General features: G+C 70.9%; 14 protein-coding genes. 10 read left to right on the forward strand and 4 right to left on the reverse strand.

Going from position 1 to position 13,220, the window contains the following annotated elements; translation table 11 throughout:
- Positions 1-246 precede the first annotated feature (246 nt).
- Together D7W82_RS34005 and D7W82_RS34010 are read right to left on the reverse strand one after the other, a co-directional pair.
- The gene (locus D7W82_RS34005; RefSeq protein ID WP_120622284.1) at positions 247-750 is read right to left on the reverse strand and encodes a hypothetical protein; all 504 of its coding nucleotides are present in this window, start codon (positions 748-750) and stop codon (positions 247-249) included.
- Between the two features lie 138 nt (positions 751-888).
- A complete protein-coding gene (locus tag D7W82_RS34010) occupies positions 889-2,235 on the reverse strand; it encodes a short-chain fatty acid transporter (RefSeq protein WP_120622285.1) in 1,347 nt (448 codons plus the stop codon).
- Positions 2,236-2,316: 81 nt separating this feature from the next.
- On the opposite strand from D7W82_RS34010, the gene D7W82_RS34015 reads away from it, so the two are divergent.
- The 8 genes from D7W82_RS34015 to D7W82_RS34050 all read left to right on the forward strand — a co-directional run bounded on the left by D7W82_RS34015 (position 2,317) and on the right by D7W82_RS34050 (position 10,058).
- Entirely contained in the window at positions 2,317-3,789 is a 1,473-nt protein-coding gene (locus D7W82_RS34015) for an ATPase domain-containing protein (RefSeq protein WP_120622286.1), read from the forward strand.
- A gap of 14 nt (positions 3,790-3,803) precedes the next feature.
- Positions 3,804-4,193 (forward strand): response regulator, encoded by a 390-nt coding sequence (locus D7W82_RS34020; protein WP_120622287.1) that lies wholly within the window; start codon positions 3,804-3,806, stop codon positions 4,191-4,193.
- Between the two features lie 32 nt (positions 4,194-4,225).
- Entirely contained in the window at positions 4,226-5,047 is an 822-nt protein-coding gene (locus D7W82_RS34025; RefSeq protein WP_120622296.1) for a hypothetical protein, read from the forward strand.
- Between the two features lie 128 nt (positions 5,048-5,175).
- Positions 5,176-5,589: a hypothetical protein gene (locus D7W82_RS34030; RefSeq protein ID WP_120622288.1), complete on the forward strand. Its 414-nt coding sequence runs from the start codon at positions 5,176-5,178 to the stop codon at positions 5,587-5,589.
- A complete protein-coding gene (locus tag D7W82_RS34035; protein WP_120622289.1) occupies positions 5,582-5,839 on the forward strand; it encodes a DUF5985 family protein in 258 nt (85 codons plus the stop codon). Before D7W82_RS34030 ends, D7W82_RS34035 begins: the two co-directional genes overlap by 8 nt.
- Before the next feature lie 11 nt (positions 5,840-5,850).
- The gene (locus D7W82_RS34040) at positions 5,851-6,126 is read left to right on the forward strand and encodes a DUF5985 family protein (protein WP_120622290.1); all 276 of its coding nucleotides are present in this window, start codon (positions 5,851-5,853) and stop codon (positions 6,124-6,126) included.
- 12 nt (positions 6,127-6,138) lie between these two features.
- A complete protein-coding gene (locus D7W82_RS34045) occupies positions 6,139-7,092 on the forward strand; it encodes an aldo/keto reductase (protein WP_120622291.1) in 954 nt (317 codons plus the stop codon).
- A gap of 155 nt (positions 7,093-7,247) precedes the next feature.
- Complete coding sequence (locus D7W82_RS34050; RefSeq protein ID WP_120622292.1) at positions 7,248-10,058, forward strand: GAF domain-containing protein; 2,811 nt, start codon at positions 7,248-7,250, stop codon at positions 10,056-10,058.
- Here the strand turns inward: D7W82_RS34050 and D7W82_RS34055 are convergent.
- Together D7W82_RS34055 and adh are read right to left on the reverse strand one after the other, a co-directional pair.
- Positions 10,039-10,428, reverse strand: coding sequence for a DUF779 domain-containing protein (locus D7W82_RS34055; protein WP_120622293.1), 390 nt, complete (start codon positions 10,426-10,428; stop codon positions 10,039-10,041). The two genes, D7W82_RS34050 and D7W82_RS34055, sit on opposite strands and share 20 nt — an antisense overlap.
- 8 nt (positions 10,429-10,436) lie before the next feature.
- A complete protein-coding gene (gene adh / locus D7W82_RS34060; RefSeq protein ID WP_120622294.1) occupies positions 10,437-11,963 on the reverse strand; it encodes an aldehyde dehydrogenase in 1,527 nt (508 codons plus the stop codon).
- A 237-nt stretch (positions 11,964-12,200) separates the two neighbouring features.
- Between adh and D7W82_RS34065 the strand changes: the two genes are divergently transcribed.
- Positions 12,201-12,878, forward strand: coding sequence for a phosphoribosyltransferase (locus D7W82_RS34065; protein WP_120622295.1), 678 nt, complete (start codon positions 12,201-12,203; stop codon positions 12,876-12,878).
- A gap of 20 nt (positions 12,879-12,898) precedes the next feature.
- Positions 12,899-13,220, forward strand: a 322-nt coding sequence (locus tag D7W82_RS34070; RefSeq protein ID WP_370451109.1) for a dienelactone hydrolase family protein, incomplete at its 3' end; no start/stop codon positions are given.

The raw sequence follows: 13,220 nt of genomic DNA on the forward strand, positions 1-13,220 counted from the left end.
ACCCAACCCCGACTCCCCCGCCCTTCAACCGCGCCCGAGCCCTACTGCAAGGGCGCGGCCAACGTGTCCTGGCAAAGGTGCCCCCTCGGAGGAAGCCTCGGGGAGCCAGATGCAGGGGCAGGGGCCCTGTCCGTCAGCCGGTAATTCCTGCCGACCGGAGGGAGGGGGGACGGTAAAGAAAGACGCCCGCACGGGTCTCCCCGGCGGGCGTCGATGCATGTGTTGTGTTTTGGACCGGGCGAAGGACTACAGCACCTTCACCGGCACTTCCTTGAGCACCTGGTCGCCGCGCATGACGGTCACGGTCCACGCGCCGGCCTTGGGCAGCCGCACGCCGGTCCACTGACGCGCGCGCCAGCCCTCGCCCTTCACCTTCACGTCCTTCGTCTCGCGCACGGTGGCGCCCTGCTTCACCTGCACCGTGATGTCGTCGATGGAGTCGCCCTGCGGCACCAGGTAGCTCTGCCACAGCATCACGTTGGTGCCCGCCTTGACGCCCTCGGGGCCCACCTCGGCGATGCACTCGTACTTGTTGGGGCCGTCCTTGGCCACCTCCGTGCAGAGCTTGGCCTCCACCAGCACGGGGCCCTGGCCCTGGCCCTTGTAGAAGTAGTTCCAGGTGTCGCGAATCGCGTCCGCGCTGGGGGCCTTCACCGGCTCCGCCGCCGGCGCCGCCGCCTCCTGCGCTCCCGCCACCGCCGCCACACCCAGCACCGCGCACAGCACGCTTCCGTTGAACAGGCTCTTCATGACTTGGGGTCCCCTCGTTGATGTTGAAGGCGGCCGGCCCACGTCCGGCCCCTGGGTGTGCCTGTCTACCATGAAACATCCCGCGTCATTCCCCGAGCCCCGGATTCCAGGGCTTCGCACGGGGGACGCCGCGCCGCGCTAGCCGAACAGGAAGAAGCCGAGCGTCACCAGCGGCAGGTACGCGAGGAAGGCCACCAGGAGGAAGCCGAGGATGTCCTTGAACTCCAGCCGGGCCACCGCCAGCAGCGGCAGCGCCCAGAAGGGCTGGATGAGGTCGGTGGCCATGTCGCCCCACGCGTACGCCAGCACCACCTTCTCCGGCGCCACGCCCAGCCGTCCCGCCGCGTCCAGCAGGTAGGGCGCTTCAATGGCCCACTTGGAGCCTCCAGAAGGCACGAAGTAGTTCACCACGCCGCTGTAGAGGTACACGATGGCGGGGAAGGTCTGCTGCGTGGACAGCGACACGAAGAGCTCCCCGATGCGGTCCGTGAGCCCCGTGGCCTTGAAGATGCCGTAGATGCCCGCGTACAGCGGGAACTGCAGCACGATGCCGTGCAGCACGCTCGCGGCCTCCTCGCTCGCCTTGGGCAGCCGCGCGGGCGTGCCGTGCAGCAGCACCGCCAACGTGAGGAAGGTGAAGTTCACCACGTTGAGGTTGAGCGCCTTCCAGCCGCCGTGGAGCCACAGGTGCCGCGCGAACCACGCCAGGCCCAGCACGCCGAAGACGGCGTTGAGCAGCCACGCGTGATCCAACCACTCCGCGGGGCTCAACTTCCCTTGAGGCTTTTCCGGCGGGACGAAGTCACCCAGCTTCTCCAGCACCGCGGGCTCCACGCGCACCGTGCGCTCCGGTGAGGGGTGCAGCGCCCACGCCAGCGCCGTGAGGAGCAGCACCGCGGCCAGCGTGAGGCCCACGTTGAAGGGGGAGAAGAGCGTCCGGTCGATGGGGATGACCCCCAGCTGCTTCTCCAGGAAGTGTCCCGGCGTCGCCACCAGCAGCGGCGCGGAGGCGGACAGGCCCGCGTGCCACGTGGCGCCCAGCCCGAAGTAGGCGCACGCCACCAGCAGCCGATAGTCCACATCTGGACGCCTGCGCGCGATGAAGCGCACCAGCATGGCGCTGGCGACGAGCGACAGGCCCCAGTTGAAGTACGCGAGCGCCATGGACACCGCCGCCATCAGCGCGGTGGCGCTCCGGGGGCTCTTGGGCAGGCGGGCCACCCCTTCCAGCAAGGCCTTCACCGGCGCGGTGAGCGCGAGCAGGTAACCGGTGAACATCACCAGGGCCATCTGCATGGAGAAGGTGAGCAGCTCCCAGAAGCCTCCGCCCCACGCGTCCAGCACCACCGGCGGCGCGGCGCCCACCCAGCCCAGGGCCAGCGCCATGGTGAGCAGGGTGAGCAGCACCGCGATGGCGAAGGCGCTGGGGACGAAGCGCGCGGAGAAGCGGCCCAGGCCTTCGGCGAACCGGACGAGGGTTTCCACGGTGAGGGCTCCAGGGGGCAGGGGGCCCCGGCGCGAAACTCCCAGGGCGACACCCCGGGTTTTACGGTATGAGCGGTCGCCATGTCCCCTAGCGAGCAGCACCCTCCCGTCTTCGAACGCATCGCGACAGGCGTTCCCGGACTGGATCCCATCCTGGGCGGTGGCCTGGTGGCCTCAGGTGTCTACATCGTGGTGGGGGAGCCCGGCGCGGGGAAGACCCTCCTCGCCAACCAGCTGTGCTACTCGCAGGCGCGCCAGGGCACGCGCTGTCTGTACGTGACGCTGCTCGCCGAATCGCACTCGCGCATGCTGGCGAACCTGCGCAGCATGGCGTTCTTCGACGCCTCCCAGCTGCCGCAGCGCATCTACTACGTCAGCGGCTTCCGCATGCTGGAGGAGCAGGGGCTGCCGGGCCTGCTGGAGCTGCTGCGCCGGGAGATGCGCAACCACGGCGCGGGCATCCTGGTGCTGGACGGGCTGGTGCAGGCGCAGGAGGCCGCGGGCAGCAGCCGCGACTTCAAGAAGTTCATCCACGAGCTCCAGGTGTCCGCCGGCCTGTCGCGCTTCACCGCGCTCCTGCTCACCAGCAGCGTGGGCCCCACCGTGCACCCGGAGTACACCATGGTGGACGGCATCCTGGAGCTGCGCGAGCGCACGGCGGCCATGCGTTCGTGGCGCGAGCTTCAGGTGCGCAAGTTCCGCGGCAGCTCCAGCCTCAACGGCGCGCACCACTTCCGCATCTCCGAGGCGGGCGTGGAGGTGTTCCCCCGCCTGGAGACGATGGTCAGCCGCTCGCAGCCCCCGGACTGGGGCACGCAGCGCGTGCGCTTCGGCGTGCCCACGCTGGACGCCATGATTCCGGAGGGCTTCGCCGCGGCGTCCACCACCCTGGTGATGGGGCCTCCGGGCTGCGGCAAGACGATCCTCGGCGTCAGCCACCTGGCGGAAGGGCTGCGCCTGGGCGAGCCCTGCCTGATGGTGAGCTTCTACGAGGGGCCGGACCGGCTGATGCACAAGGCGGCCAACGTGGGGCTGTCCCTGGCCAGCGCGGTGAAGGACGGCCGGCTGGTGCTCCAGTGGAACATGCCCGCCGAGTGCAACCTGGACATGGTGGCGCACGCGCTGATGGAGGATGTGCGCAGACGCGGCGTGAAGCGCCTGTTCGTGGACGGCCTGAGCGCCATGGTGGAGACCACCCACGAGCCGGCGCGCATCAGCCCCTTCTTCGCCGCGCTCACGCAGGAATTGCGACGCCACGGGGTGACGACCGTCTTCACGCTGGAGACGCCGCGCCTGTTCGGCCCGGACATGGATGTTCCCCTGGGGACCGGCCTGTCCGGCGTGGCGGAGAACCTGCTGTTCATGCGCCACCTGGAGCTCAATGGCCGCCTGAGGCGGCTGCTCTCCATCTTCAAGCTGCGCGACGCGGACTATGATCCGACGCTGCGCGAGTTCCTCATCACCTCCCAGGGAATCGAGATCCAGCCGCCCTTCCAGCCGTCGCCCGAGTTGCTGCTCACCGGTATCGCCCGCTTCCCGGGCAACCACTCCTGACCCCCAGAGGCTCCGTGGTTCCCGCGACCGAGACCGTGCTGGTGGTGGACGACGAACAGGGCATCCTGGAGGCGCTCGCGGACCTCCTCCGAGAGGAGGGCTACCGCGTGCTCACGGCGTCCCATGGCCGCGAGGCCCTGGAGCGCATGGCGGAGGTGACGCCAGACCTGGTGCTGACGGACTGGATGATGCCCGTGCTGGATGGCCCCGCGCTCATCGCGCGCATCCAGCAGGACGCGGTCCTGCGCCACATCCCCGTGCTGGGCATGAGCGCCGTGGACGTCAACGGCCTCAAGCGCCTGCACCCGGGCATGGAGTTCCTCCAGAAGCCGTTCGACATCCGGGCCCTGATGAAGCTGGTGCGCCGGGCCCTGGACGCGAATCCCCGCGTCCGGGGAGGGTGAAGCGCACCGCCCGCGTGCCCGGAGGGTCCGCCATGTTCCACCTGCTCAAGCTGGGCCCCGTGCCCCTCTCCGTGGGCACCACCGGCGTCTACCTGCGCATCGGCGAGACGGGCGACCCGTCCGCCCCCGTCTTCGAACAGACGGACCTGTCCGGCGTGCGCGCGCTCATCGCCGGCCTGGAGCCGTCCCAGGTGTCGTGCGAGCCCGCCCTGGCGGACGCAGCCGCCGAGCTGGGCCTGGCCGTGGCGCCTCCGTCCCTGGCGGCGCTCTCCGCCCGGGCGGCCATCGCCACCTTCCTCGCGTGGGGACAAATGGGCGTGTCCGGGCTGGGCAGTGACAAGGCGCTGCTCTTCGTCCAGGCCGCCACCGAGTTCTGGGACGCGAAGCCCTGGACGCACTGGGACGACAGCCAGGCCTTCACCGTGGACGTGACGGGCGCGCACGAGCACACCTACGAGGGCTGCGTCTTCCACGGCGAGGACGAGGGCCCCTCGGGCCTGGCCCTCTACCTGTCCCCCGGTTCGCTGGGGCGGCTCCTGGAGCTCCAGGTGCACGGCGCCGACAAGGAGGCGCAGGCCCTGCCCGCCATCACCGTGTCGCTGGAGGCCCGCCCCACCTACGCCGTGGACGCGCTGTCCGCCGCCGGCCGCGCGCCCCGGCTGCCCCTGCCCGTGAAGGCCGGTCCCCAGGGGCTGTCCGTGCCCTCCAGCCTGGAGTCCCTCATCCTGGTGGCCGCCCTGCGCGCCGTGGCCCGCCTGTCCCCGTCCCAGCCGGAGGCCCTGAGCAGCATGGTGGCCGGCGACGCCCGCATGGACGTCCGCGTCCGCGCCCCCGCCCCCCGCGTTCGCAACTAGGCGGAATCAGGCACCCCCTGGCGTGACGCACCCCGGCCAGCCAGGCGGCCGGGCTCGTGTGAAACTGTGAACAACCGCCTCCACCGAAAAGGTTGATTCACAAAGTATCTGGGTCCATAGGTGGAGACGTGACTGACGCCGGCCTCTCATCACGGGTCCAGCGCTTCCTCACGACGCACATCGATTCCATCGAGAAGCTGGAGGTGCTCCTCCTGCTTCGCGCCCGGACGGAGCGGGCATGGAACGCGCCGGCGGTGGCCCTGGAGCTGCGCATCACCGAAGCCTCGGCGGCCCGCCGCATGGCGGAGCTGAAGACGGGAGGGCTGCTTCTCCAGGATGGGGAGGCGCAGGACGCCTACCGCTTCAGCCCCGGCCGCTCGGAGGACGTGCAGGCCACGGCGGAGCTGGCGGCGGCGTACTCGGCGCGCCGCGTGAGTGTGATTTCGTTCATCTTCTCACGCCCCATGGACCGGGTGAGGGGCTTCGCGGACGCGTTCGTGCTCAAGCAGGACAGGGACAAGGACGGCGACGGACATGGCTGAGGCGGTCTACATCCTGTGCGCGTTGACGAGCCTGGCGTGCGCGGTGCTGCTGCTGCGGGCCTGGCGGCGCACGCGCGGCAAGCTGCTGCTCTACAGCGGCCTGTGCTTCGCGGTCTTCACGCTGAACAACATGCTGCTCTTCGCGGACCTGGTGCTCGTCCCGACGATGGACCTGTCGCTGGCGCGCACCGGTACCTCGCTCGTGGGCGCCAGCGTGCTGCTCTTCGGCCTCATCTGGGACGTGTCCTAGGGGGGGACACCATGTTCAAGCTCCTGCTCGATGGCGCGGTGTTGATGGCGTACCTGGCGTGCGCCCTCTTCTTCCTGCGCTTCTACCTCCAGTCGAAGGACCGGCTGTTCGCGCTGTTCTCGCTGGCCTTCACGCTGATGGGCGTCCACAACCTGCTGGGCGCGCTGGTGGCGCCCACCCTGGACGCCGAGCGCATCCACTACCTGTATGTCGTCCGCCTGATGGCCTACCTGCTCATCCTGGGAGCCATCTGGGACAAGAACCGCGCGGGGCGTAGCGCGCGGTGAGATGTTGTTCCCATGACCACGACATCGCTTCCCCGCTTCACCCCGCGCCGCGCGCTCGGGCGCACGGGTTTCACCGCGACGGCGGTGGGCATTGGCGACCTGGCGGACCGCACGGTGCCGCGCGAGGAGCTGGTCGCCACGCTCGCGAGGGCGCTGGACGCGGGGCTCAACGTCATCGACACGGCGCCTGGCTACGAGGACGGCCTGAGCGAGGAGGTGGTGGGCGAGGCGCTGCGCGGCCGGCGTGAGGGCGTGTTCGTCATCGACAAGGTGGACGCGCTGGACGCGCCGGTGGCGCCGCAGGTGGAGGCGTCCCTGCGGCGGCTGGGCCTGCCGTCGGTGGACCTGTTCGCGCTGCACGCGGTGAAGTCGCTGGCGCAGTGGGAGGAGCTGGCCCGGCCGGGCGGCGCGCTGGAGCAGCTGGAGGCGTGCGTGGCGAAGGGGCAGGCGCGCTTCAAGGGCATCTCCTGCCACCACCCGGACGCGCTGGTGGCGGCGGTGCGCTCCGGGCGGTGTGACGTGGTGATGTTCCCGCTGGGGCCCTTCGTGGACGCGCGCTACGTGCGGGAGGTGCTGCCCCTGGCGCGAGAGAAGGGCGTGGGCGTGGTGTCCTTCAAGACGTTCGGCGCGGGCAAGCTCCTGGGGGACACGGAGGGCTACGGCCGGCCGCTCCAGGCGCGCCCGCGCGGCAAGGTCAGCTCCGGTGGAGAGGCGCCAGGCACGCCGGTGCTGCCGCACCTGTCGGTGGCGGAGTGCGTGCGCTACACGCTGACGTTGGATCCGGACGTGATGTTGATGGGGATGGGCTTCCCGAACGAACAGGACGCCGCGCTGCGGGCGGCCTCGGCCTTCCAGCCGCTCGACGCGGCGGGGATGCAGGCGGTGCGGGAGCGGGCGCACGCCGCCATCCAGGGGAAGGGGGCGGTGTGGTGGAACCCGCCTTCACCGGACGTCGCGGCGGGCTGAGGCACCGCGCGCGGGCAGGCAGGCCGGGCGGGTTGCCTGCCCGACACTCGCCTGGAGTCCCGCGGGCCTGAAGGCTTGTGGCCCGCTGGGGGTCGTCATTATCGAAGCGTCCCTTTGGTGAGGCGTCATCCCCGTGACGCCGTGGCCCGCGCTCCATGCCCGAACCGTCCATCGAGCCTTCGACCGAGCCTGCCGGCGAGCCACCGCCGCCGTCCGCCGTGACGGCGAACGACGCGGTCCCCATGTCCGTGAGCGGAGGCGGGGCTGTCGCGCCTGTGCCCCTGGCCGGTGCGCGTGAGGCGTCCTCCTCTTCGGAGGAGGGCCGCTTCGCGTTCCTGGCCCGCGCGGGCGAGGTGCTGTCGTCGTCGCTGGATGAACCCACGGTGCTGCGCCAGCTGGCGGAGCTGGTGGTGCCGGTGTTCGCGGACTGGTGCGCGGTGGACCTGGTCACGCCGTCACGCACGGTGGTCCGCCGGGCCGCGGCGCACCGGGACCCCTCGCTCGTGCCCACCGTGTATGCCATCGCCGAGCGCTGGGCGCTCCAGGAGAACGGCTCCCAGGGCGTGGCCCACGTGCTGCGCACCGGCGAGGCCCGCCTCATCCCGGACGTGCCCGAACAGGCCCTCCTGGAGGCGGCCCGGGGGAACGCGGCCCTGGAGGAGACATGGCGCCTGGGGTGCCGCTCCGTGATGGTGGTGCCGCTGGTGGCGCGGGGCCGGGTGCTGGGGTGTCTGTCATTGATGTCCGGCACGGCCGGCCGCTTTGGCGAATGCGACCTGGAGCTGGCGCGCGAGCTGGCCCGCCGGGCCGCGCTGTCCCTGGACAACGCGCTCCTGTATGGCGAGGCCCGTCAGGCCCAGGCGCGCACGGCGCGGCTCCAGGCGGTGACGGCGGCCCTGTCCCGCGCGGCCTCCGAGGACGCGGTGGCGCAGGTGCTGGCGCGCGAGGTGTGGGAGGCGAGCGGCGCCACGCGCGTCGCGGTGCTGGCGCTGGAGGAGGATGGCCGCATGCGCCCGCTGCGCGTCCTGGGCTATCCGGAGGAAGCGCTGGCGTCGTTCACCCGGCCCCCGGAGGGGACGGCCCCGGACCTCCGGCGCGAGGCGGGGTGGTTCGGTTCGCTGGAGGAGTTCATCGCGCGCTACCCGGAGAGCGCGGAGCTCGCGCGCCGCCAGGGAGCGGGCGCCCGCGCGGTGGTGCCGCTGTGGGGTGAGACGCGCGTGCGGGGACTGCTGCTGCTCGCGTGGCCGGAGCCGCGCGTCTTCCCGGCCTCGGAGCGCGCGTTCCTGGAGGCGCTGGCGCACCAGTGCGCGCAGGCGCTGGAGCGGGCCGCGCTCTACGAAGCGCTGCGCGAGCGCACGGAGCGGCTGCGGCAGGCGCTGGTGACGGGCGACATGGGGACCTGGCGCCTGGACCTGGTGCGCGGCAAGGAGCTGCGCGACGCGGCGCTCAACCACATGCTGGGCCTGCCGGCGGTGGACTCGGCGGTGCCGGTGGGGGACATGCTGGAGCGGCTGCACCCGGAGGACCGGCCGCACGTGGAGGCGGAGTTCCACCGCTACCAGCGCGAGTCGCCGGGCTTCTTCGAATTGGAGTTCCGCGTGATTCGCCGCGACGGCGGCGTGCGCTGGCTGCACAGCGTAGGGCAGTCCTTCGCCGGGCCGGACGGGAAGGTGACGGAGCTGACCGGCGCCATGGCGGACGTCACCCGGCGCAAGGAGGCCGAGGAGCGGCTGCAGCTGCTGCTGGACGCGAGCCGCGTGCTGGCGCTGCGCCTGGACGACGTGGAGGAGGCGCTGCCGGAGGTGGCGCGGCTGGTGGTGGACCACGTGGCCACCGGCTGCCTGGTGGACCTGGCCGCGCCGGACGGCACCCTGCGGCGGGTGACGGCGGCCCACCGCGTGCCCGAGCACGACGCCCGGCTCCACGCGGCCCTGGGAGGCACGGACCGGGGGCCCGCGCACCCGGCGCTCCAGTGCTTCCGCACCGGAGAGGTCTGCTTCCTGTCGCGCCTGGACTTCAAGCTGTGTGACGCCGTCTCCACGAGCGACTCGCACCGGACGCTGGTGGACCGCCTGGCGCCCACGTCCGTGCTGTCGGTGCCGCTGCGCGCGCGGGGCCGCACGCTGGGCGTCATCACGCTGTTCACCGCCGAGCCCCAGCGCACGCTGGTGGCCGCGGACGTGACGATGGCGGAGGAGCTGGCGCTGCGCATGAGCGTGGCGCTGGAGAACGCGCGCCTGTTCCACGACGCCCAGTCCGCGGTGCGGCTGCGCGACGAGTTCCTCTCCGTGGCGAGCCACGAACTGAAGACGCCGCTCACCAGCCTCATCCTCCAGCACAACCTCATTGGCCGGGCGCTGGAGACTGCGGGCACGCCCGGGCTCGTGACGGGGAGGCTCAACACCGCGCAGCGGCAGGTGCTCCGGCTGACGGCGCTGGTGGACAACCTGCTGGACGTGAGCCGGCTGTCCCTGGGCAAGCTGGCGCTGGAGCGCGCGGAGGTGGACCTGGTGCAGCTGACGCGCGACGCGGTGGAGCGGCTGGAGGACGTGTTCGCCCAGGCGCGGTGTCCGCTCGCGCTGGAGCTGCCGCGCACGCTGACGGGCCAGTGGGACGCGCTGCGGTTGGACCAGGTGCTGGTGAACCTGCTCACCAACGCGGCGAAGTACGGCGCGGGCCACCCGGTGTCGGTGCGCGCGGGCGTGGACGCGCGCGACGAGGCCTGGGTGGAGGTGCGCGACGAGGGCATCGGCATCGAAGCGGACGCGCTGCCGCGCCTCTTCGGCCGCTTCGAGCGCGCCGTGAGCGAGCGGCACTACGGCGGCATGGGCCTGGGGCTCTACATCAGCCGCCAGATCGTGGAAGCGCTGGGCGGCCGCATCGACGTGGACAGCCAGCCGGGGCAGGGCGCCACCTTCACGCTGCGGCTGCCCCGGATGGCGTCCCTCAGTGTCGCGGTCCCTTGAGCGGGGGCCCTTCCTGTTCGAGCGCGCGGTACTCGTCGTCCGTGAACAGGCGTGAGCGGATGAGGAAGCGCACGCCTTCGGGGGCTTCGACGGAGAAGCCGCTGCCGCGGCCGGGCACCACGTCCACGGTGAGGTGGGTGTGGCGCCAGAGCTCGAACTGGGGACCGGACATGTAGAAGGGCGTGCGGACGATGTCACCCAGGTACACGTCCTCCTGGCCCACGCGGAAGTCGCCGCGCGGGAAGCACATGGGCGCGCTGCCGTCGCAGCAGCCGCCGGACTGGTGGAAGAGGAGCGGACCGTGAAGGCCCTGCATCTTGAGGATGAGGGCCTCGGCGGCCGGCGTGACGTCGACGCGCGGCACGGACATGGGGCGGCCTAGAAGAAGCCCATGGGCTTCGGGTCGTAGCTGACGAGCAGGTTCTTCGTCTGCTGGTAGTGATTGAGCATCATCTTGTGCGTCTCACGCCCGATGCCGGACTGCTTGTAGCCGCCGAACGCCGCGTGCGCGGGGTACAGGTGGTAGCAGTTCACCCAGACGCGGCCCGCCTGGATGCCGCGGCCCATGCGGTACGCGGTGCTGTTGTCGCGCGTCCACACGCCGGCGCCCAGGCCGTAGAGCGTGTCATTGGCCATCGCGAGCGCGTCCTCGGCGTCCTTGAACTTCGCCACCGCGACGACGGGGCCGAAGATCTCCTCCTGGAACACGCGCATCTTATTATGGCCCTCGAAGATGGTGGGCTCCACGTAGTAGCCCTCCGCCAGCGCGCCGGACAGCGACTTGCGGCCGCCGCCGGTCAGCACCTTCGCGCCCTCCTTCTTGCCGATGTCCAGGTAGCTGAGGATCTTCTCCAGCTGATCATTGGACGCCTGCGCGCCAATCTGCGTGGTGGTGTCCAGGGGGTTGCCCTGCACGATGCGCTTCGTGCGCTCCACGGCCCTGGCGATGAACTCGTCGTAGAAGCGCTCGGCGACGAGCGAGCGGGACGGGCAGGTGCAGACCTCGCCCTGGTTGAGGGCGAACATGGCGAAGCCCTCCAGCGCCTTCTGGGCGAAGTCGTCGTCCCTGGCGAAGACGTCCTCGAAGAAGATGTTGGGGGACTTGCCGCCCAGCTCCAGGGTGACGGGGATGATGTTCTCGGAGGCGTACTGCATGATGAGGCGGCCGGTGGTCGTCTCACCCGTGAAGGCAATCTTCGAGATGCGCTTGTTGCTGGCGAGCGGCTTGCCGGCCTCGATGCCGAAGCCGTTCACGATGTTGAGCACGCCGGGGGGGAGCAGGTCGCCCACCAGCTCCGCGAACTTGAGGATGGTGACGGGGGTCTGCTCCGCGGGCTTGAGGACCACGCAGTTGCCGGCGGCGAGCGCGGGGGCCAGCTTCCACGCGGCCATGAGCAGCGGGAAGTTCCACGGGATGATCTGCCCCACGACGCCGAGCGGCTCCGTGAAGTGGTAGGCGACGGTGTTGTCATCCAGCTGGCTGAGCGAGCCTTCCTGCGCGCGGATACAACCGGCGAAGTAGCGGAAGTGGTCGATGGCGAGCGGCAGGTCCGCGGCGAGCGTCTCGCGGATGGGCTTGCCGTTGTCCCACGTCTCGGAGACGGCGAGCATCTCCAGGTTCTGCTCCATGCGGTCGGCGATCTTCAGCAGGATGTTGGCCCGCTCGCCGGCGGCGGTGCGGCCCCACGCGTCCTTTGCCTTGTGCGCGGCGTCCAGCGCCTTCTCGATGTCCTCCGCCGTGGAGCGGGGAATCTCGCAGAAGGGGCGGCCGGTGACGGGGCTGATGTTCTCGAAGTACTGGCCCTTCACGGGCGGGACGAACTCACCGCCGATGTAGTTGCCGTAGCGGCTCTTGTACTCGACCTTGCTGCCCTTCTGACCCGGAGCTTCGTAGACCTTCGACATGGGGACTCCCTGCGTTGGGTTTTGACGCACTCCTGCGGGGTTTGACGCGGGACAGACCATAGACAGGTGACGCCTTGCGTTGCGCGCGGGGGGCCGGATGTAAATGTTTGTTAATGGTTGATCGCGGAATCAGGCGCGAAGCCACTCGGGCGTGACACGAGCGGGCGGGCAGGGTGCCCTTGCTGCCACCCGGCACGTCTTCCACCTCAAGGAGGAGGACGTCACTGGGGGCACGTCATGCAATTGTTTCGAGACCGCGTCGACGCGGGCCGTGCGCTGGGCCAACGGCTCCGCGTCCTGCTTGGCGGAGGCGGTGACCTGTTGGTGTTGGCGCTGCCGCGCGGCGGTGTGCCCGTGGGCTTCGAGGTCGCTCGGATCCTCGGGGTGCCGCTGGACGTGTTCATGGTGCGCAAGCTCGGCACACCGGGGCACGAGGAGCTGGCCATGGGGGCCATCGCCACGGGCGGCGTCACGGTCCTCAACGAGGACGTCGTGCGGAGGCTGGGGATTCCCCGGTCGGCCATCGCCGCGGCCACGGAGCGTGAGACGCGGGAGCTGGCCCGGCGGGAGCATCTCTTCCGTGAGGGCAGGCCACCCGCGCGAGTCGAAGGGCGGACGGTCATCCTGGTGGATGACGGGCTGGCCACGGGCTCCACCATGCGGGCGGCGCTCCGGGCGCTTCGTCTTCAGAAGCCCGCGCGCATCGTGGTGGGCGTGCCGGTGGGCGCGCCGGAGACGTGCGCGGAGCTCGAGCTCGAGCGCGAAGCGGACGTGGTCGTCTGCGTCCACACCCCAGCGCCGTTCTACGCGGTGGGCCAATGGTTCGAGGACTTCACGCAGACCACCGACGACGAGGTGCGCGAGCTGCTGGCGCGCGCGGCGCAAGGTGAAGAGGCTGCCCCGGTGGCGCCGTGAGTCCGGCGGAGGGTTGAGACATGGCTGAATACAGAATTTCGGAGCACGCGGTGCGGCTGGAGGCGGAGCCCGGCGTCTGGTTGGACGGAACGCTGAGCGTGCCGGAGTCGGTCTCGGGCGTGGTGCTGTTCGCGCATGGCAGCGGCAGCAGCCGCTTCAGCCCGCGCAACCAGTACGTCGCGAGGGTGATGCAGCAGGCGGGGCTGGCGACCCTGCTCATGGACCTGCTCACGCCAGGGGAGGAGGAGGCCGAGCGGTGGACGCGGCACCTGCGCTTCGACATCGAACTGCTGGCGCGGCGGCTCGTGGGGGCCACGCGGTGGCTGGCGCGGGTGCCGGGGC

This window comes from Corallococcus sp. CA049B (assembly GCF_003611685.1).
Taxonomy (GTDB): domain Bacteria; phylum Myxococcota; class Myxococcia; order Myxococcales; family Myxococcaceae; genus Corallococcus; species Corallococcus coralloides.